We start from the raw sequence: 20772 nt of genomic DNA, 5'->3' as shown, positions 1-20772 counted from the left end.
CGATAACGGGTGCCGCTGCGTCGGACCCCTGTGCGATGCTCCCCCCCGTGGAGACCAGGTGCGTCAGCCCGGTGTTCGTCGGCCGCGCCGGCGAACTGGGCGTACTCAACAAGGCGCTCGCCCGTGCCACCACGGGGGAGCCGCAGGCCATGCTGCTCGGCGGGGAGGCGGGGGTCGGCAAGACCCGTCTCGTCGAGGAGTTCGCGCTCGCCGCACGCCGCGCGGGCGCCGTCGTCGCGCTCGGCGGCTGCGTCGAGATCGGTGCGGACGGGCTTCCGTTCGCCCCCTTCTCGACCGCTCTGCGGGCCCTGCGCCGGCTGCTGCCCGAGGAGTTCGGCGCGGCGGCCGCCGGACAGGAGACCGAACTCGCGCGGCTCCTGCCCGAACTCTCCCCGGCGCAGACCGGACGCGACGGACGCCACGACGAGGAGAGCATGGCCCGGCTCTTCGAGCTGACGGCCCGTCTCCTGGAGCGCGTCGCCGCTGACCGCACCGTCCTCGTCATCCTGGAGGACCTCCACTGGGCCGACGCCTCCACCCGCCACCTCCTCTCCTATCTCTTCCGTACGTTGCGCAGCGGCCGCCTCGTCATCGTGGCCACCTACCGCGCCGACGACATCCACCGCCGTCACCCCCTGCGCCCGCTCCTCGCCGAACTCGACCGCCTGCGCACCGTCACCCGCCTCGAACTCGACCGCTTCAGCCGCGACGAGGTGTCCCGCCAGATCGCCGGGATCTTCGCGGCCGAGCCCGAACAGGCCCAGGTCGACGACATCTTCGAGCGCTCCGACGGCAACGCGTTCTTCGTCGAGGAACTGGCCGTCGCCACCAGCGAGGGCAGCTGCACCGGCCTGTCCGAGACGCTGCGCGACGTGCTCCTCGTCCGCGTCGAGAGCCTTCCCGACGACGCCCAGCGCGTGGCCAGGATCGTCGCCGAGGGCGGCTCCACCGTCGAGTACGCGCTGCTCGCCGCCGTCGCCCGGCTCGGCGAGGACGAACTGATCGAGGCCCTGCGCGCCGCCGTCGGCGCCAACATCCTGCTCGCCACCCCCGACGGGGACGGCTACCGCTTCCGCCACTCCCTGGTCCGCGAGGCCGTCGGCGACGACCTGCTGCCCGGCGAACGCTCCCGCCTCAGCCGCCGCTACGCCGAGGCGCTCGAGGCCGACCCCTCGCTCGTCCGCGCCGACGAACGCGTCACGCGCCTCGCGAGCTACTGGTACCACGCCCACGACCCGGCCAAGGCACTGCCCGCCGTCCTCGACGCGTCCGTCGAGGCCCGCCGCCGGCACGCCTACTCCGAGCAACTGCGGCTCCTGGAACGGGCGATGAACCTCTGGGACGAGGCCCCCGAGGGCATTCGCGCCGCACTGCGCCCCGTCGACTACACCGAGGTCTATCCGCCCTGCGGCTGCGACCCCGCCACCACGCCCCTGCGCTATCTCGACCTGATGGCCGAGGCCGCAGTCGCGGGCCGCCTGTGCGGCGAACGCGAACGCGCCCTGAAAATCATCAAACGCGCCCTGCGCCTCATCGACGACTCCGACGCCGAGCAGGACCCCCTGCGCGCCGCCTGGTTCTGGATCCAGCGCTCCCGTCTCGTCCCGTCCCTCGGCCGCGGCGACGGCTGGGCCGAGATCGCCACCGCCCAGGAACTCGTACGCGGACTGCCGCCGTCCGAGGTGCACGCCGAGGTCCTCACCAACGTCGCCTCCTGGGGCATGCTCCACAACCCCGGCGAGGAGACCCTGGCCGCCGCCGAACGGGCCGTCGAATACGCCCGCATGGTCAAGGCCGAGGACATCGAGCTGAACGCCAGACTCACTCTCGGCGGCCTCCTCGTCGACGCGGGCGAGATCGACCGCGGCTTCGCCGAGATGTACGCCGTCCGCGACCGGGTCGTCGAGATCGGCCTCGTCCCGCAGGTCGGCCGCGTCCACATCAATCTCGCCTCCGTCCTGGAGGGCGCGGGCCGCTCCCTCGAGTCCGTGACCGTTGCCGAGTCGGGCATGGACCTGTGCCGGCGGTACGGGCTCCTCGACACGGAGGGCTGGGTCCTGACCAACATGGCCGAGTCCCTCACCTCCCTGGGCCGCTGGACCGAGGCCGAAGCCGCCGTCGACACGGCACTGCGGTCCTCCGCCCTGAGCGCCAAGCCACGCGGCACGGCGGCCACCCGCCTCGCGGCCGTCGCTCTCGCCCGCGGCGACCACGCCGAGGCGGCCGCCCAGCTCGCCGCCGCCCGCGCCCATTACGGCACCCACGACACGATGCCCCAGTACACCCTGCCCCTGTCCGCCCTCGCCGTGGGCATCGCGGCGGCCGCCGGCGGCACCCAGGGACTCCTCGACGCCCGCGCCGAACTCGCCCGCGTCGTCGCCGAGGGCGTCCCGCCGAGCAACCAGCGCTACGCCTGGACGCTCCTCGTCGCGGCCGCCGTCGCCGAGGCCGACGCGCGGGGCCTGCCCGCCGCGGAGCCCGGCCGCACCGCAGCCGTCGACCGCATCCGCACGGCCGCCAAGCACCTGGCCACCCCCATGCCCGTGTGGCTCGCCCACGAACAGTGGCTCCGCGCCGAACTCCTGCGCGCCGAAGGCCGCGACACCCCTGACGACTGGTCCCATCCCCTCACCACCTTCGAGTCGCTCGACCGCCCCTACGACCTCGCCCGCGTCCGCTTCCGCGCCGCGGAATCCCTCCTCGCGGCCGCCGCCACGTTCGACGACGAGCGGGAGCGGGCCACGGAACTGCTGCGGCTCGCCGGAGCCGTCGCCGACCACCTCGGAGCGCGCCCGCTCACCGAATCGGTCGCCCTGCTCGCGCAGCGTGCCCGCCTCACCCTGAACCCCGCCGCACCACGCCCCCAGATCCCTGCCGACCCCGCCGAGGAACTCGGCCTGACCAGCCGAGAACGCGACGTCCTGCGCCTCGTCGCCGCCGGACGCAGCAACCGCCAGATCGCCGAGGAGCTCTTCATCTCCCCGAAGACGGCGAGCGTTCATGTCTCCAACATCCTCGCCAAGCTCGGCGTAGCCGGCCGCGGCGAGGCAGCCGCCATGGCCCACCGCCTGAGGCTGTTCGCGCCGACGGGCTGATCACGAAGGGTGAAAATTCGCGCTGTCGTACGCTGGAATGAGGTTTCGGCCACCCGGAGGCGCCGTGTTCAACATGTTCGATGAGCTGTTCTCGCCCGGCCGCAAGCACACCAACGAGGAGCGCAAGCGGCTGGAGCTGACGCGCGTCGACCTCAACGACGGCGACCCGGGCCGCGGCCCCATAGACCTCACCTCCGGCAAGGTGGTGGTCCGCGTCCCCGACCAGACCCCACCGGACCCGACGAAGGGACCGGAGACAGCGGCGACGGAGCCGCCCGAGCCGGCCGAGTCGCTCGAGTCGGCCCCCGAGGCGAGCGCGGCCCCAACGACCGACCCCGGCCGCGACCCGAGTCACGACTCGGCGCCCGACCCCACCGCCCCCTCCGACGACGAGACCTGAGCGCTGTCGCTCCCGCCCTGCCAGGGACCGGCCCCCCTCAGGACACCTCCAGCTCCAGAATCCGGTCGTCGCCCTTCCGTGGCGTGCCTCTCGAGTCCGTGTTGCTCGTCGTCAGCCACAGTTTGTTCCCGCCCGCGGCGACCACCGTCCGCAGCCTCCCGTACTTGCCCTGCTCGGTCGCGTCGTCGATGAGGAAGGACTGTGGCTCGGCCGCCACCTGCGCCCCCTTCAGGGGGATCCGCCACAGCCGCTCGCCTCTCAGGCCCGCCATCCAGACCGAGCCCTCCGCGTAGGCGACGCCGCTCGGAGAAGCCTCGGACGTGTGCCACACGGCCACCGGATCGTGGAACCGGGAATTGCCGCTCTTGCCCTCCACGTCGGGCCAGCCGTAGTTGTCACCCGGCACGATCAGATTGAGCTCGTCCCACGTGTCCTGGCCGAACTCCGACGCCCACAGCCGCTTGTCCTTGTCCCAGGCGAGCCCCTGCACGTTGCGGTGACCGTACGTGTAGACCACGGAGTCACCGAAGGGGTTTCCTGGCGCCGGTCTGCCGTCCGGGGTCATCCGGAGGATCTTGCCGCCCGGGGACTTCTTGTCCTGGGCGTACTTCTTCACGTACGTCTCGCCCGTGCCCACGTAGAGCAGCTTGTCCGGGCCGAACGCGATGCGCCCGCCGTTGTGGTTCGAGCCCTTCGGGATGCCCGTGAACACCGTCTCGGGCGCGCCCAGTTGATCGCCGGGCGGCTTCTTCGCGTCGTACCTCATCCGCACGATGCGGTTGTCGGACTTCGCGGTGAAGTACGCGTAGAGCCAGTGGTCGGAGGCGAACGACGGGGAGAGGGCCAGGCCGAGCAGTCCGCCCTCGCCGCCGGGGACCACCCCGGGCACGGTGCCGACCTCGGTCTTCTTGCCGGTCTGCGTATCGACCCGCGTGATCGTCGCTTCGTCCCGCGAGGAGACCAGCAGGCCACCGCCGCCCGGCAGCGGGGCCAGGCCCCACGGGGAATTCAGGCCCTCGGCGACCGTGCGCACCACCTTCACCGAGCCCTCCGCCGGAGCGTTGCCGCCCCCTGCGCCCCCGGAAGCGGACGTGCCCGGTTCGGACGAGCCGGGGGAGACACTGCGCCGGCTGTCCGACGGGCCGTCGCCACCCGAGGAACACCCCGCCGTGAACAGGATCGAGGCGCAGGCCAACACGGCCAACACGGGCTGCACACCTGGACGTTGCACGATCGGATCCCCTCGACGCTGCGGACTGGTCTGCTGTTCTGCGCTGCGGTTCTCCTGTTCATACACCGCAGCCACCCCGCAGGTTCCCGATCAACCCCGACGCGTTCGGATCAACCTGCTCCCGCCCGCCGCTCGCACAGCCCCCAAAAAAACAGGCACCCCGAGCCTCAGTCCCAAGACCCCCGAGCCCGCGGCAGCTCCCCGATCTCCGCCAGGTCACGGTCAGTGAGCCGCAGCTCCGCAGCCTCCGCGTTCTGCGCCGCCCAGCGCTCCCGCTTGGCACCCGGCACCGGCACCACGTGCCGCCCGCGCCCCAGCACCCACGCCAGCGCCACCTGCGCCGGAGTCACCGCTTCCCCGTGCCGCGCGGCGATCCGGCGCAGGCCCGCCACGATCGGCTGGTTGGCCGCCATCATCTCCGCGGTGAACCGGGGATGCCGGGCCCGCAGATCGTCCGGCTCGAAGCCCTGCCCGGGCGTCAGCGTGCCCGTGAGGAAGCCGTTGCCCAGAGGCATCGCGGCGAGGAACCCCACGCCGCGTGTCTCGCACCACGGCAGCAGTGTCTCCAGGGCCTCCGGCGACCACACCGAGAGCTCGGCCTCCACCGCGCTGACCGGGAACACCTGCTGCACCCGCTCCAGCTGCCGGATCGTTCCCGCATGCAGCCCGGCCCTGCCCCGCCGCGTCGCCCGCGCCCCCACCGCGCACAGCCCGAGCGCCCGCACCTTTCCCGCGCCCACGAGCTCCGCCATGGCGCCCCACGTCTCCTCGACGGGCACCTCGGGGTCGGCGCGGTGCAACTGGTACAGATCGATCGTGTCCGTCTGGAGCCGCCGCAGCGACGCGTCGCAGGCCCGCTTCACATACCCGGGCCGGCCGTTGGCGACGATGTGCTGCTCACCGACGAGCAGCCCGCACTTGGTCGACACGAAGGCGTCGCCGCGGCGCTCCTTCAGGACCCGTCCGAGCAGCAACTCGTTCGTGAACGGCCCGTACATGTCCGCCGTGTCCAGCAGGGTCGACCCCCGGTCCAGCGCGGCATGCACAGTGCGTACGGACTCGTCCCCCCGCTGCCGCGAGCCGGTATAGGCCCAGCTCATCGGCATGCACCCGAGCCCGATCGCGCCCACCTCGAGCGCTGCCGCCCCGATCGTCCTGCGCTCCACCTGGAAGTAGCCTCCCCCTGCGTGTTCGAGAGGCACCCAAACTAACCTCTGGGACCCGGTCCGCCGCGCACAGCCCACCTCCCATTAGCCTCCTGACCATGAGTGCTGAGGTATCCGCCGACGTATGGCTCCCGTTCCGTGAGGACGAGGTCCCCGGGCTTCCCGAGGGGCTCAACTACTGCTTCTGGGACGGCGGCCCCGACTTCCCCGCCGACCCGGCCGACTGCGCCTTCTACGTGGTCCCCTACATGAAGGGCGCGGACGTCGGCGTACGGCCCATGGCCGAGATGACGTCCGTACGGGCCGTACAGACGCTCTCCGCCGGCATCGACCACGTACAGGGAGGCCTCAAGTCGCTCCCGTCGGGCGTGCGGCTGTGCAACGCGCGCGGTGTGCACGAGGCGAGCACCGCCGAGCTCACCCTCGCCCTGATCCTGGCGTCCCTGAGGGGCATCCCCGGCTTCGTGCGGGGACAGGAGAGCGAGGAGTGGCGGTCCGGTTTCTATCCGGCGCTCGCCGACAAGATCGTACTGATCATCGGGTACGGGTCGATCGGCTCCGCCATCGAGGACCGGCTCGCTCCCTTCGAGTGCGCGCGGGTCGTGCGCGTCGCACGCTCTGCCCGCACGACCGCGCGCGGCCCCGTGCACCCGCTCACCGAACTGCCCGCCCTGCTCCCCGACGCGGACGTGGTGATCCTTTCGACGCCGCTCAACGAGGCGACGCGGGGTCTCGCCGACGCCGGCTTCCTGGCACGACTCAAGGACGGTGCCCTGCTCGTGAACGTCGCGCGCGGGGCCGTCGTCGACACCGAGGCGCTCCTCGTCGAACTGGAGAGCGGCCGGATCACCGCCGCCCTCGACGTCACCGATCCCGAACCCCTGCCCCAGGGGCACCCGTTGTGGCACGCTCCGGGGGTACTCGTCAGCCCGCACGTCGGCGGCTCCACATCCGCCTTCTGGCCGCGGGCCAAGCGCCTGCTCGCCGCACAGCTGACCCGGTTCGCGGCGGGAGAACCGCTCGAGAACGTCGTCCTGACGACGGACTGAGGGCGGGCTCCGGAGAGGCCCATCCGCCGCCTCCCGGCCCGACCTCACATGTCCCCGCACACGCTCCGCGCCCGACCGGATGCGCCCCGTGCGCGCATCGCCGCTGGTCGTCACGGAGAGTAGAGAGACTATGTCCCTGAGTGACGAGTCTGGTGTATCGTCCCGACTGGGGTAGCGCCGTGGCGAGTTCGGCGCCGGGGACGGACGACCGGGACTGCGAGGGGGGCGACGGGCGATGCACGGCCTATGGGCGAACGATCCGACGCGGCGGGGCCGCCGGCGCGGACCCGCGCGCGCACCGGTCCGCACAAGCCGGCCCAGCTGCCACGACAGCCGCAGGGGCGGACGCCACAGGAGTGGCGGACGCCGGAGGCCTCAGCAAGCAGAGCACGGACACCGGGACACGGGGGCGGCACGGACCGGAGTGTCCCCGTGAGCGCCCCCGGAGCCGTGATCACCAGCCGCCGCCTGTTCCAGGGCGGAGGGGCCAGCCTCGGCTCACAGCTCATGCTCGCGCTCCTGTGCGCCGGGTACGCCACGGGGTCCGTGCTCGGCTGGGGATCCGACCGACTCGCCCTGTTCATGGGCGACTTCGGACTCAGCGCCGCCGCCGCGGTCGCCGCCGTGTCGAACTTCGCGTACGCACGCAGCCGGCGCAGCCGCTTTCGACCGGCCTGGATCCTGTTCGCGGTCTCCTCCGCCATGGCGTCCCTGGGGAACGGGGTGTGGGGCTGGTACGAGGTCGTCCTCCAGCGCCCGGTGCCGACCCCGAGCCTCGCCGACCTCTTCTTCCTGTGCTTCGCGCCGCCTGCCGTCGTCGGACTGCTCGTCCTCGCCAAGCGACCCTTCACCAAGGCCGGTTGGGTCTGTCTCGCGCTCGACTCGTGGCTCATCGCCGGCTCGCTGATCACGCTGTCCTGGAGCCTCGCCCTCGCGCACACCGCGCGGTTCGAGGGACAGAGCGTCACCCGTACCGCGCTCTCCCTCGCATACCCGCTCCTCGACATCGTGCTGGTCAGCATGGTGCTCGCGCTGCACTTCCGCCGTTCGCCCGGCAACCGCTCGGCGGTGAACACCGCGATCGGCGCGCTCGCCCTGACCGTGATGTGCGATGCCTTGTTCACCTCGCCCCTGCTGCACGCGAGTTACCACTCGGGGGAGATCCTCGACGCCGGCTGGTTCGCCGGGTCGCTGCTGCTCGCGTACGCGCCCTGGGTGGGGCCGCGGCGCGGGGAGCACGACGGAGGGCCCGCGTTCGCGCGGTACCAGGTCACCCGCCCCATCTCCGGATCGCTCGCGGCGCTCACGCCCTACCTGGCCGCCGCCGTCTGCACGTTGGGGATTCTCTACAACGTCCTGAACGGCCACAGTGTGGACCGCGTGGTCCTCTTCACGGCATGCACCGTCGTCCTGGCCCTCGTCGTGCGCCAGGGCATCATGCTCCTCGACAACATCACCCTCACCCAGGAGCTGGCGCAGAAGGAGAACCACTTCCGCTCCCTGGTGCAGGGCTCCAGCGACGTCATCATGATCGCCGCTCCGAACGGCATCCTCAGATACGTCAGCCCGGCCGCCGCCGGGGTCTACGGGCGCGACGCCGAGGAACTCGTCGGGTCCGAGCTCGCCTCGATCATCCATCCCGAGGACCTCGGGCGCGTGGTCCACGAACTGCGCCGCTTCCTCGCGGCGAGCCAGATCGAGGAGCCCACGACCCGTATCGAGTGCCGCTTCCGCTCCGGCGCCGGAGGCTGGCTGAACGTGGAGTCGACGGTGAACCGCCACCACGGCGGCCTCATCCTCAACAGCCGGGACGTCACCGAACGGGTGCGTCTGCAGGCACAGTTGCAGCACAACGCCGAGCACGACCCGCTCACCGACCTGCCCAACCGCGCCCTGTTCACCAAGCGGGTCGGCCGCGCGCTGGGAGGCCGCCGCGCCACCGACCGCGGCACGGCCGTCCTCTTCATCGACCTCGACGGCTTCAAACAGGTCAACGACACCATCGGCCACCAGGCGGGCGACGAACTCCTCGTCCAGGCCGCCCGGCGGCTGGCCGAATCCGTGCGCTCGGGAGACACTGCCGCCCGCCTGGGAGGCGACGAGTTCGCGGCGCTGATCGTCGGCGACGGAAGCCGCGACGACACCGCACGTGAGCAGCACATCTACGAGCTCGCGGACCGCCTCAGGATCACCCTCTCCCAGCCGTACACCATCGACGGCAACGATGTCCGGGTGGCAGCCTCCATCGGTGTCGCCTTCGCCGAACTCGACGTATCCGCAGGCGAGTTGCTGCGCAACGCGGACCTGGCGATGTACCGGGCGAAGGCCGCCGGAAAGGGTCGGGTGGAGCTGTACGCGCCCCAGATGCAGGCCGACGTCGTGCGCAAGGCGGAGCTCGCCACGCGGCTGCGCACCGCCCTGCACGAGGGCGAGTTCGCCCTGCTGCACCAGCCGGTGGTCTCCCTCGACACGGGCCGGATCGCGTCGGTCGCCGCGCAGGCCCGCTGGCGCTCGACCCAGGGCATCCTGTTCACGCCCGCCGAGTTCCTGCGCACCGCCGAGGAGGGCGAGCGCACCGCCGAGCTCGGCCGCTGGATGCTGGAGGAGGCCGTCGAGCAGGCCGCCGAGCGCGGGCGCCGAGGCCATGCCGTACCCGTGGCCGTCCGGATCAGCGCCCGCAGGCTCCTCGACCGGTCGCTGCCTCTCGGCTCCATCGAGGCGCTCCTGACCCGGCACGGGCTGCCCTCGGGCGCGCTGGTCATCGAGCTGGCCGACAGCGACCCCAGGGTGCCCCTGGACGAGCTTGAACGCCGTCTCACCGCGCTGCGCCGACTCGGTGTCCGGATCGCCCTCGACGGCTTCGGCAGCGGATACGCGGCCATCACGGCGCTGCGCAGGCTCCCTGTCGATGTGCTGAAACTCGACCGCAGCCTCGTGGAAGGGGTGGTGGAGTCCGCCCGTCTGCACAAGATCACCAGTGGTCTGCTGCGCATCGCGGGCGACCTCGGCCTGAGTTCCGTGGCCGACGGCGTCGACCTGCCCGAGCAGGTCGTCGCCCTGCGCGCCATGGGATGCACACATGGACAGGGGATGGCCTTCTCCGGGCCGCTCGACGAGTACCGGCTGCGCCGCGCGCTGGCCTCGGGGAACTACCCGGTGCCGAGCGGTCCGGCCGAGCCGGTGTTCGCGGGCGCACCGTTGCCGTCCGGCCGGACGGCCCTGCTCCGTTCACATAATGAGACCCCCGTCCCACCTACTTGACACGCATAGTGCGCCGGAGAGAGGGTCAATGCCATGCGCACCCGAATTCTCGTACTTGGAAAGCGCGTCGGCTGAAGCTGGGGCCCACCGGTCCGAACACCGGATCCCAGCAACCGCACCGGCGCGCTCCCCTCGCTTGCCTCACGGCACGAGGGGTTTTTTGTTGCACAAGCGCGTGTAATCCAGTAACCGAACACCGCACAAACCTCGCAAAAACCCTCAGCATCGAGAAGAGAATGCCGATGACCGAGCAGGCCACCGGGGCCCACCATCCGCAGCCGCGGCCCCGAGGACAGCAGTCCGCCCCCGTCGAGCACGTCACGGGTGCGAAGTCCCTCATCCGTTCGCTCGAGGAGGTCGGGGCCGACACGGTATTCGGCATTCCTGGCGGTGCGATCCTTCCCGCGTACGACCCGATGATGGACTCCACCCGCGTCCGTCACGTGCTCGTCCGGCACGAGCAGGGCGCCGGCCACGCGGCGACCGGCTACGCGCAGGCCACCGGCAAGGTCGGGGTGTGCATGGCCACTTCCGGCCCCGGCGCCACCAACCTCGTCACTCCGATCGCCGACGCGCACATGGACTCCGTGCCGCTCGTCGCGATCACCGGCCAGGTCGCCTCCAAGGCCATCGGCACGGACGCCTTCCAGGAGGCGGACATCGTCGGCATCACCATGCCGATCACCAAGCACAACTTCCTGGTGACCAAGGCCGAGGACATCCCGAAGACGATCGCCGAGGCGTTCCACATCGCCTCCACCGGCCGTCCCGGACCCGTCCTCGTCGACATCGCCAAGGACGCCCTCCAGGCGCAGACCACCTTCAGCTGGCCGCCGCAGACCGACCTGCCCGGCTACCGCCCGGTGACCAAGCCGCACGCCAAGCAGATCCGCGAGGCCGCGAAGCTGATCACCGCCGCGAAGCGGCCGGTCCTCTACGTCGGCGGCGGTGTGCTCAAGGCGCACGCCACGGCCGAGCTGAAGGTCCTCGCCGAGCTCACCGAAGCGCCCGTCACCACCACCCTGATGGCGCTCGGCGCGTTCCCCGACAGCCACCCGCTGCACGTGGGAATGCCGGGCATGCACGGTGCGGTCACCGCCGTCACCGCGCTGCAGAAGGCCGACCTGATCGTCGCCCTCGGAGCCCGCTTCGACGACCGCGTCACCGGCAAGCTGGACAGCTTCGCCCCGTTCGCGAAGATCGTCCACGCCGACATCGACCCGGCCGAGATCGGCAAGAACCGCGTCGCCGACGTGCCGATCGTCGGTGACGCCCGCGAGGTCATCGCCGACCTGGTCCAGGCCGTGCAGAAGGAGCACAGCGAGGGCCACAAGGGTGACTACAGCGCCTGGTGGAAGGACCTCAGCCGCTGGCGCGACACCTACCCGCTGGGCTACGACCAGCCCGAGGACGGCTCGCTCTCGCCGCAGAACGTCATCGAGCGGATCGGCCAGCTCGCGCCCGAGGGCACGATCTTCGCCGCGGGCGTCGGCCAGCACCAGATGTGGGCCGCGCACTTCATCCAGTACGAGAAGCCCGCCACTTGGCTCAACTCCGGCGGCGCCGGAACGATGGGCTATTCGGTGCCCGCCGCGATGGGCGCGAAGGCCGGCATGCCGGACCGGACCGTCTGGGCGATCGACGGCGACGGCTGCTTCCAGATGACCAATCAGGAACTGACCACCTGCGCGCTCAACAACATCCCGATCAAGGTCGCCATCATCAACAACGGCGCCCTCGGCATGGTCCGCCAGTGGCAGACGCTGTTCTACAACCAGCGCTACTCCAACACCGTGCTCCACAGCGGCCCCGGCGACGTCAAGGACAACAAGGGCACCCGCGTCCCCGACTTCGTCAAGCTGTCGGAGGCCATGGGCTGTTACGCCATCCGGTGTGAGCGCCCCGAGGACCTGGACAAGGTCATCGCAGAGGCCAACTCCATCAACGACCGCCCCGTCGTCGTGGACTTCATCGTCCACGAGGACGCCATGGTGTGGCCGATGGTCGCCGCAGGCACCTCCAACGACGAAGTCATGGCCGCCCGCGGGGTCCGCCCCGACTTCGGCGACAACGAAGACGACTGAGACCGAGAGCGAAAGAGAGACCAAGAGCCATGTCCAAGCACACGCTCTCCGTCCTGGTCGAGAACAAGCCAGGTGTCCTCGCCCGGATCACCGCACTGTTCTCCCGCCGCGGGTTCAACATCGACTCCCTGGCGGTCGGCGTCACCGAGCACCCCGACATCTCCCGCATCACCATCGTGGTGAATGTCGAGGACCTGCCGCTCGAACAGGTCACGAAGCAGCTCAACAAGCTGGTCAACGTCCTGAAGATCGTCGAACTGGAGCAGGGCCACGCCGTCCAGCGTGAGCTCGTCCTCGCCAAGATCCGCGCCGACAACGAGACGCGCTCGCAGATCGTCGAGATCGTCCAGCTGTTCCGCGCCAAGACCGTGGACGTCTCCCCGGAGGCCGTCACCATCGAGGCCACCGGCTCCAGCGACAAGCTGGAAGCCATGCTCAAGATGCTGGAACCCTTCGGCATCAAGGAGCTCGTCCAGTCGGGCACCATCGCGGTCGGCCGCGGCTCGCGCTCCATCACCGACCGGAGCCTGCGGGCGCTCGACCGCACGGCCTGAGCCTCCCAGGTGCTTCCGAGCACCCTCTCGTATACCGAGACCCGAAAACTTCCCTCCGCAATCCCGCCGTACGGTGGGACGCAACACCTGCACACCAAGGAGAAAATCCAGTGGCCGAGCTGTTCTACGACGACGATGCCGACCTGTCCATCATCCAGGGCCGCAAGGTCGCGGTGATCGGTTACGGCAGCCAGGGCCACGCCCACGCGCTGTCGCTCCGTGACTCCGGTGTCGACGTCCGCGTCGGTCTGCACGAGGGCTCCAAGTCCAAGGCCAAGGCCGAGGAGCAGGGCCTGCGCGTCGTGACGCCGTCCGAGGCCGCCGCCGAGGCCGACGTCATCATGATCCTGGTCCCGGACCCGATCCAGGCCCAGGTCTACGAGGAGTCCATCAAGGACAACCTGAAGGACGGCGACGCGCTGTTCTTCGGCCACGGCCTCAACATCCGCTACGGCTTCATCAAGCCCCCGGCCAACGTGGACGTGGCGATGGTCGCGCCCAAGGGCCCGGGTCACCTGGTGCGCCGTCAGTACGAAGAGGGCCGCGGCGTTCCGTGCATCGCGGCCGTCGAGCAGGACGCCACGGGCAACGGCTTCGAGCTGGCCCTCTCCTACGCGAAGGGCATCGGCGGCACCCGCGCCGGCGTCATCAAGACGACCTTCACCGAGGAGACCGAGACCGACCTGTTCGGTGAGCAGGCCGTTCTCTGCGGTGGCACCGCCGCGCTGGTCAAGGCGGGCTTCGAGACGCTGACCGAGGCCGGCTACCAGCCGGAGATCGCGTACTTCGAGTGCCTCCACGAGCTGAAGCTCATCGTCGACCTCATGTACGAGGGCGGCCTGGAGAAGATGCGCTGGTCGATCTCCGAGACCGCCGAGTGGGGCGACTACGTCACCGGCCCGCGCATCATCACGGACGCCACCAAGGCCGAGATGAAGAAGGTCCTCGCCGAGATCCAGGACGGCACGTTCGCCAAGAACTGGATGGACGAGTACCACTCGGGCCTGAAGAAGTACAACGAGTACAAGACCCAGGACGAGAACCACCTCCTGGAGACCACCGGCAAGGAGCTCCGCAAGCTCATGAGCTGGGTGGACAACGACGAGGCGTAAGCCTTGCGACGAGGGGGCCGGGGCGAATGCCCCGGCCCCCTCGTCGAGGTGGACGGCCCGCGTCAACTTGGTTGTCCACCGCGTCCAGCCACGGACGGGTGATCCTTCCGCGGAGGCGCAAGACCACCTCCGAAGCGCCACTAGACTGCAGAACACATTCGCGTCGGGCCCACAGCGTCGTGCGTCTACCACGCGGCACAGCGACATCGAAGAAGTGCATTCACGCCCCGACGTCTGCGAACGACGCGGGACCGCACCCGCACTTCCCCGGCGCCGCTGACACCCCTCCACCGCCTGCGGCCGTCGGGACGGCCGTCCGCAATGGGACTTGTGAGGACTCACGTGAGCACTGCTGCAACCGGCAAACCTGTCGTACTCATCGCGGAAGAGCTGTCTCCCGCGACCGTCGACGCGCTTGGCCCTGACTTCGAGATCCGCCAGTGCAACGGCGGAGACCGGGCCGAGCTGCTCCCGGCCATCGCCGATGTCGACGCGATCCTGATCCGCTCGGCCACCAAGGTCGACGCCGAGGCGATCGCCGCCGCGAAGAAGCTGAAGGTCGTCGCACGAGCCGGCGTCGGCCTCGACAACGTCGACGTCTCCGCCGCCACCAAGGCCGGCGTGATGGTCGTCAACGCCCCGACCTCCAACATCGTGACCGCCGCCGAGCTCGCCTGCGGCCTGCTCATCGCCACCGCGCGCAACATCCCGCAGGGCAGCCAGGCCCTCAAGGCCGGCGAGTGGAAGCGCTCCAAGTACACGGGCGTCGAGCTGGCCGAGAAGACCCTCGGCGTCGTCGGCCTCGGCCGCATCGGCGCGCTCGTCGCGCAGCGCATGTCCGCCTTCGGCATGAAGGTCGTCGCGTACGACCCGTATGTGCAGCCCGCGCGCGCCGCCCAGATGGGCGTCAAGGTCCTCACCCTCGACGAGCTGCTCGAGGTCTCCGACTTCATCACCGTGCACCTCCCCAAGACCCCCGAGACGGTCGGCCTCATCGGCGACGACGCGCTGCGCAAGGTCAAGCCGACCGTCCGCATCGTCAACGCCGCGCGCGGCGGGATCGTCGACGAGGCGGCGCTGTACTCGGCGCTCAAGGAGGGCCGCGTCGCCGGCGCCGGCCTCGACGTGTACGCGAAGGAGCCCTGCACGGACTCCCCGCTGTTCGAGTTCGACCAGGTCGTGGCCACCCCGCACCTCGGTGCCTCCACGGACGAGGCGCAGGAGAAGGCCGGTATCGCCGTCGCCCGCTCCGTGCGGCTCGCGCTCGCCGGTGAGCTCGTCCCGGACGCGGTGAACGTCCAGGGCGGCGTCATCGCCGAGGACGTCAAGCCGGGCCTGCCGCTCGCCGAGAAGCTCGGCCGGATCTTCACCGCGCTCGCGGGCGAGGTCGCGGCCCGCCTCGACGTCGAGGTCTACGGCGAGATCACGCAGCACGACGTGAAGGTGCTCGAACTCTCCGCTCTGAAGGGCGTGTTCGAGGACGTCGTCGACGAGACGGTGTCGTACGTGAACGCTCCGCTGTTCGCACAGGAGCGCGGCGTCGAGGTCCGCCTCACCACGAGCTCCGAGTCCCCGGACCACCGCAACGTCGTCACCGTGCGCGGCACGCTGACCGGCGGCGAGGAGATCTCGGTCTCCGGCACGCTGGCCGGCCCCAAGCACCTCCAGAAGATCGTCGCCGTCGGCGAGTACGACGTGGACCTCGCCCTGGCCGACCACATGGTCGTCCTGCGCTACGAGGACCGTCCCGGTGTCGTCGGCACCGTGGGCCGCGTGCTCGGCGAGGCGGGCATCAACATCGCCGGTATGCAGGTCGCCCGTGCGGGCCTGGGCGGCGAGGCGCTGGCCGTCCTGACCGTCGACGACACGGTTCCCGCCGGGGTGCTCAGTGAGCTGGCCGAGGAGATCGGCGCGAAGTCGGCGCGCTCCGTGAACCTCGTCTGACCTCAGGCGACCACGACGGATTCCCGACGCACGAGGCCGGGCCACCCACGGGTGGCCCGGCCTCGTGCGTCGCGGCACCTCAGCCGGGGCTGGTCTCCGGCTCGATCAGCCCCTCGCGGTAGGCGATGCCCACGGCCGCGGTGCGGCTCGCGGCGCCCAGCTTGGCGAGGATGTTCGAGACGTGGACGCTTGCCGTCTTGCCGCTGATGAACAGCTCTTCGCCGATCTGGCGGTTGGTGCGCCCCCGGCCGAGCAGCCGCAGCACCTCGCTCTCCCGGGCGGTCAGGGCGGCGATCCGCTCCCCGGTGGCCCGCGAGTCGGTGAGGCGGCCCCGCCGGACCAGCTCGTCGAGCGCCTCGCGCAGCGGCACGGCGCCGAGCCGCACGGCAGTGTCGCGGGCCGCGCGGGCCTGCTCGGCGGCCTCCTCGCGGCGGCCGGCGGTGAGCAGGGCCTCCGCGAGCCGCCGCCTGCACCGGGCCAGTTCGTACGGATCGCCGTAGCCGAACGCCGTCACGGCCCGTTCCCAGGAGGCGACGTCCGGGCCGGTGGTGGCGCGTACCCCGTCGGCCTCGGCGCGGGCCAGCCAGGCCAGGCCCTCGGGTCCCGGCCCGGCGCCGTCCTCGCCGTGGCCCGCCGTGCTCCGGGCCAGTTCCACCAGCTCGGCAGCGGTCCCTGCCCAGCGCCCGGCGCGCGCCGCGTCGCCGCACAGGCGGGACTCCTCCGCCGCGTCCGCGACCGCCGACAAGGTGAGCGCGGCGAGCCGGACCATGGCGTCGGGCAGCCGGTCGGAGCCCGACGCCTCGGTGAGCTCCCCGACCGAGGCGCGCAGTTGCCGTACGCACTCCTCGGTGTCGCCGCGCAACGCCGAGGCGTCGATCAGCACGATGCACGCGACGAGCGACGCCATCCAGTCCGGGGGGCCGTCGAGCAGCGCGCGGGCGCCGGCGGCAGCCGCGTCGAACTCACCGCGCGCCAGCGCGACGTACAGTGCGGGCGCGGTCACGAACCCGGACGTGGCCGTGAGGAGTTCGACGTCGGCCGCGGCAGCTCGCGTGCACTCGTCCCAGCGTCCCAGCGTGTAGAGGAGCAGGGACTGCAGATAGCGCAGTTCCACCGCGTACGGCGAGGAGAGCAGGCCAGCGCGGCGGGCGCGGTCGAGTCCGTCGCCGATCCAGGCCAGACACGGGTCCAGTTCGCCGCTCTCGTAACAACCGATCGCGAGGCTGTACAGCGCTCGCATCTCCACCGGGAGGTTCCCGGCGGCGCGGGCCAGCTCGCGTGCCTCGAGGAGCTGCGCCCGGCCTTTCGGGGTGCGCCGGTTGTCCGCCCCCAGACCGACCAGCGAGATCATCAGATCCGCCTGGGCATCGACCAGTCGGAGCCGCTCGGCGATGCCCAGCGCCTGCCGGGCGACGCGTTCGGCGTCCTCGTCACGGCCCACGTACCGGGCGGCCATGACGTGGGTCGCGGCCGCCCACACCCAGGTGCGCGAGGGCGGCTCGGCCGGGATCAGCGCGAGGGCCTCGCTGCTGTACGTGAACGCGGCCTCCAGATTATCGATCCGCATCAGGTTGCCCGCGAGGGTGTAGCGCACCCGCGCGGCGAGTTCGGAGCCCGCGTCCGAACCGGCCCGTTCGAGCGCGGAACGGGTGAGCTGGACCGCGCGGTGGGGCTCGCCGGCGTGCGCCGCGGCGGCCGAGGCGCGCAGGGTGAGGGTGATGGGGTCGCTGTGCTCGGGGTGGGCGGAGGCGTCCACCACCGCCCACAGTTCGAGCGCGGTCTCCAGGTGGCGCAACTCCTCGGCGGGTGCGCGGACGAGCTGGGCGTGGTCGGCGGCTTCGAGGGAGGCCGCCAGCGCGTCGGCCAGGTCGTGGCTCTCGCGCGAGTGATGGGCGCGCTCGGCGGCGTTCTTCGCCGAACGGCCCTCGCCCGCGAGGAGCGCGGCGAAGACTCCGTGCAGCCGGACCCGCTCGCCGGGCAGCAGATCCACGTACACGGCCTCGCGGGTGAGGGCGTGCCGGAACGAGTACGTGGCGTCGTCGCCGGGCAGCAGGAGCTGGTGCCCGACCGCCTCGCGCAGCGCCGACTCCAGCTCCTCCTCGGGCAGTTGTACGGCGTTCCGCAGCAGGTCGTGCCCGACCCGGCGCCCCGCCACGGCCGCCGTGCGCAGCACCTGCTGGGCGGTCTCGGTCAGCTGCTCGATCCGGATGAGCAAGACATCCGCCAGACCGCCCAGACCGCCCAGATCGCCCGGACCGCCCGGCAGGTTGGCGGAGCCGGCTCCCTCGTCGTCGCCGGGCAGCGCGGCGAGCAACTCCTCGGCGTAGAAGGCGTTTCCCTCGGCACGGTCGACGATGCGGCGGACCGTGCTGTCGGCGACGGGACCGGTGCGCCGCGCGCGCACGAGCCGGGCCACGTCCGCGTCGGCCATCGGGCGCAGCTCGAGCCGGTCGACGGCGGGCAGCCTGATCAGCTCGGCGAGCAGGGGCCGCAGGGGGTGGCGGCGGTGCAGGTCGTCCGAGCGGTACGAGGCGAAGACCGCGAGGCGGTGGGGCGGGCCGCCGGGTGCGGGCCGCTGGAGGACGCCCCGGCTGAGTAGGAAGCGGAGCAGGTCGCGGGAGGACTGGTCCGCCCAGTGGAGGTCCTCGATGACCAGGAGGAGCGGGGTCAGGCCGGCCAGCTCGGAGAGGAGGCCCGCGACGCCCTCGAAGAGCTGGAGGCGGCTGCCGGGGTCGGGCGCGGGCCCGGTCCCCGGGGCGGCGCCGGTCAGGCGGTCCACCGCGGGGTACGCGGCGAAGGCCGGGGCGAGCCGTTCGTCGGCGGCCGCCGCGCCGAGGATCTCCGTGAACGGGAGGTACGGCAGGCCCACGTCCCCGAGGTCCACACAGTGGCCGGTCAGGACGGTCATGCCGGTGGTGGCGGCGTGGGCCGCCGCCACCGTCAGGGTGCGGGTCTTGCCGACGCCGGCGTCCCCGGCCACGAGGACGGCGCGCGGGTCGCCGGCCGCGGCCCGCTCCAGCACGCCGGTGAGCCGGGCGAGTTCGTCCGCCCGGCCGATGAACGGCGTATCGAATTTCTGTGCCACGGCCCCATCCTGGCACGGCCCCCCTCCGTCGCCGGGGCCTGCTCACCGGCGAGAGAGGGGGCGCGGGCGCGGCGATGCCGGGCGGGCCGGAGTGGTCCGGCCCGCCCGGCATCGTGTCCGGCGGGTGGCGGTCAGTCCGTCGCCGGCTGGACCGTCACCGCGGCGGGGGCCCCGGGTTCGTGGGCCGTCGCCGCGGATGCCGGCGCGGCGTCGCACACCGAGACCGTGCGCAGGGTCTTCATGGCGAGGGCCGCGGCGGCGAGCAGCAGGACCGCTCCCGCGATCGACGCGGCCTGCATGCCGTGGGTGAAGGCCTCTCGTGCGGCGGCGGTCAGGGCCCGGCCCGCCTCGCCGGGGAGCTGTCCCGCCACGGCCAGCGCGCCGCCCAGCGTCTCGTGGGCGGCCGCCGGGGCGCCCGACGGGATGTCGTGGCGGTAGACCGCCGTACCGATCGAGCCCAGGACGGCCATGCCGAGGGCGCCGCCGAACTCCTGGCCCGTCTCGAGGAGGGACGACGCCGCGCCCGCCTTCTCCGCCGGGGCCGCGCCGAGCGCCAGGTCCGTGAGCTGGGAGCCCACGATGACCGCGCCGGAGGCGAGTACACCCGCGCCGGCCAGGGCGCTCCACAGGGAGTCCGTGCCGGTCAGCGTCAGGAGGCCGTAGCCGCAGGCGCTGGTCAGGAAGCCGACGGTGACGACGGACCCGCGGTGCACGCCCCGCTGCACGAGGACCGTCGCGACGGGGGCGGCGAAGCCGATGAAGACGGTCGGCGCGAGCGCCCACAGCGCCGCTTCGAGCGCGCTCTTGCCGAGGACGGCCTGGAGGTACTGCGTGGTGAAGTACGCCGAACCCATCATCGCGAAGGCCGAGATGAGGTTGAGGGTGACGGCGGGGCCGAAGCCGCGGCCCCGGAAGAGGGCCGGCGAGATCATCGGTGACTCGACGGTGCGCTGGCGGCGTACGAACAGGGCGGCGAAGACGAGGCCCACCACGATCGAGGCGACGTAGAGCGGCTCGAAGCCCTCGGAGGGGATCTCCTTGATGCCGTAGACGAGGGGGAGCACCGCGGCCATCGACAGCGGGACGCTCAGGAAGTCGAAGCGGCCCGGCTTCGGGTCCTTGAACTCGGGGAGCAGGACCGGGGCGAGCAGCAGGAGCAGGGCCATCGCTGGCAGGTTGACGAGGAAGACCGAGCCCCACCAGAAGTGCTCGACGAGGATGCCGCTCATCACCGAGCCGAGCGCGACGCCGCCGGTCATGACGCCGGACCAGATACCGATGGCCGTCGCGCGCTGCTTGTCGTCGCGGAACATGTTGCGGACCAGCGCCATCGTCGTGGGCATCAGGGTCGCGCCGCCGATGCCGAGGAGCGCGCGGGCCGCGATGAGCATCTCCGCGCTGTTCGCGTAGGCCGCGCAGACGGAGGCGGCGCCGAAGGCGGTGGCGCCGATCATCAGGAGCTTGCGGCGGCCGATGCGGTCGCCGAGGGAGCCCATCGTCATCAGCAGGCCGGCGAGCACGAACGCGTAGATGTCGAAGATCCACAGCTGCTGGGTGCCGGTCGGCTCGAGGTCCGAGCTGATGGAGGGGATCGCGAAGTAGAGGACGGAGACGTCCATCGAGACGAGGAGCAGCGGAAGCATCAGGACCGCGAGTGCCGTCCATTCACGGCGCCCCGCACGGGAGTTGGTGCTCGGTGAGTTCGTCATGAGGAGGACTGTACGGGCGTCTTAAACGCTTGTCTAGTACGCATGTATAGAACGACCGTATGGGACGGCTGTATGAATCAGG

At 71.5% G+C, this 20772-nt stretch carries 12 protein-coding genes; 8 read left to right on the top strand and 4 right to left on the bottom strand.

Annotated elements, in window-relative coordinates; translation table 11 throughout:
• The first annotated feature begins 35 nt into the window (after window positions 1–35).
• Window positions 36–3095: an AAA family ATPase gene (locus OG698_RS16875; RefSeq protein WP_406103798.1), complete on the top strand. Its 3060-nt coding sequence runs from the start codon at window positions 36–38 to the stop codon at window positions 3093–3095.
• Window positions 3096–3168: 73 nt separating this feature from the next.
• Complete coding sequence (locus OG698_RS16870) at window positions 3169–3495, top strand: DUF6191 domain-containing protein (protein ID WP_406111104.1); 327 nt, start codon at window positions 3169–3171, stop codon at window positions 3493–3495.
• Between the two features lie 37 nt (window positions 3496–3532).
• On the opposite strand, the gene OG698_RS16865 is transcribed toward OG698_RS16870, so the two are convergent.
• Together OG698_RS16865 and OG698_RS16860 are read right to left on the bottom strand one after the other, a co-directional pair.
• On the bottom strand, window positions 3533–4711 hold the full coding sequence (locus tag OG698_RS16865) for a PQQ-dependent sugar dehydrogenase (RefSeq protein WP_406103797.1): 1179 nt from the start codon (window positions 4709–4711) through the stop codon (window positions 3533–3535).
• Between the two features lie 182 nt (window positions 4712–4893).
• Window positions 4894–5892 carry an aldo/keto reductase gene (locus OG698_RS16860; RefSeq protein WP_399972391.1) on the bottom strand — a complete coding sequence of 333 codons (999 nt, stop codon included), beginning with the start codon at window positions 5890–5892 and terminating at the stop codon, window positions 4894–4896.
• A 98-nt stretch (window positions 5893–5990) separates the two neighbouring features.
• On the opposite strand from OG698_RS16860, the gene OG698_RS16855 reads away from it, so the two are divergent.
• From OG698_RS16855 to serA, 6 genes are all read left to right on the top strand, one after another.
• Window positions 5991–6941: a 2-hydroxyacid dehydrogenase gene (locus OG698_RS16855; protein ID WP_399971943.1), complete on the top strand. Its 951-nt coding sequence runs from the start codon at window positions 5991–5993 to the stop codon at window positions 6939–6941.
• A 507-nt stretch (window positions 6942–7448) separates the two neighbouring features.
• Window positions 7449–10202, top strand: coding sequence for a putative bifunctional diguanylate cyclase/phosphodiesterase (locus tag OG698_RS16850; RefSeq protein ID WP_406111101.1), 2754 nt, complete (start codon window positions 7449–7451; stop codon window positions 10200–10202).
• Between the two features lie 242 nt (window positions 10203–10444).
• Complete coding sequence (locus OG698_RS16845; protein ID WP_406103796.1) at window positions 10445–12286, top strand: acetolactate synthase large subunit; 1842 nt, start codon at window positions 10445–10447, stop codon at window positions 12284–12286.
• A 29-nt stretch (window positions 12287–12315) separates the two neighbouring features.
• Window positions 12316–12840, top strand: a complete 525-nt coding sequence (gene ilvN, locus OG698_RS16840) for an acetolactate synthase small subunit (protein ID WP_266559769.1) — start codon at window positions 12316–12318, stop codon at window positions 12838–12840.
• A gap of 110 nt (window positions 12841–12950) precedes the next feature.
• Window positions 12951–13952, top strand: a complete 1002-nt coding sequence (gene ilvC, locus OG698_RS16835; RefSeq protein WP_326773974.1) for a ketol-acid reductoisomerase — start codon at window positions 12951–12953, stop codon at window positions 13950–13952.
• Window positions 13953–14273: 321 nt separating this feature from the next.
• Window positions 14274–15896, top strand: coding sequence for a phosphoglycerate dehydrogenase (serA, locus tag OG698_RS16830; RefSeq protein WP_406103794.1), 1623 nt, complete (start codon window positions 14274–14276; stop codon window positions 15894–15896).
• 79 nt (window positions 15897–15975) lie between these two features.
• Here the strand turns inward: serA and OG698_RS16825 are convergent, their stop codons facing one another.
• Both OG698_RS16825 and OG698_RS16820 read right to left on the bottom strand, forming a co-directional pair.
• Window positions 15976–18981, bottom strand: coding sequence for an AAA family ATPase (locus OG698_RS16825; RefSeq protein ID WP_406103793.1), 3006 nt, complete (start codon window positions 18979–18981; stop codon window positions 15976–15978).
• Between the two features lie 131 nt (window positions 18982–19112).
• Window positions 19113–20690 (bottom strand): MFS transporter, encoded by a 1578-nt coding sequence (locus OG698_RS16820; RefSeq protein WP_406103791.1) that lies wholly within the window; start codon window positions 20688–20690, stop codon window positions 19113–19115.
• Window positions 20691–20772 lie beyond the last annotated feature (82 nt).

This window comes from Streptomyces sp. NBC_01003 (assembly GCF_045162695.1).
Taxonomy (GTDB): Bacteria; Actinomycetota; Actinomycetes; order Streptomycetales; family Streptomycetaceae; genus Streptomyces.
This window is presented reverse-complemented; position numbering and strand designations above follow the sequence as displayed.

Coding starts and splice junctions, on each gene's coding strand:
- OG698_RS16850 (WP_406111101.1), top strand. CDS start 7,449: ATGCTCGCGCTCCTGTGCGCCGGGTACGCCACGGGGTCCGTGCTCGGC.
- ilvN (WP_266559769.1), top strand. CDS start 12,316: ATGTCCAAGCACACGCTCTCCGTCCTGGTCGAGAACAAGCCAGGTGTC.
- OG698_RS16845 (WP_406103796.1), top strand. CDS start 10,445: ATGACCGAGCAGGCCACCGGGGCCCACCATCCGCAGCCGCGGCCCCGA.
- OG698_RS16855 (WP_399971943.1), top strand. CDS start 5,991: ATGAGTGCTGAGGTATCCGCCGACGTATGGCTCCCGTTCCGTGAGGAC.
- OG698_RS16820 (WP_406103791.1), bottom strand. CDS start 20,690: ATGACGAACTCACCGAGCACCAACTCCCGTGCGGGGCGCCGTGAATGG.
- serA (WP_406103794.1), top strand. CDS start 14,274: ATGGGACTTGTGAGGACTCACGTGAGCACTGCTGCAACCGGCAAACCT.
- OG698_RS16875 (WP_406103798.1), top strand. CDS start 36: ATGCTCCCCCCCGTGGAGACCAGGTGCGTCAGCCCGGTGTTCGTCGGC.
- OG698_RS16870 (WP_406111104.1), top strand. CDS start 3,169: ATGTTCGATGAGCTGTTCTCGCCCGGCCGCAAGCACACCAACGAGGAG.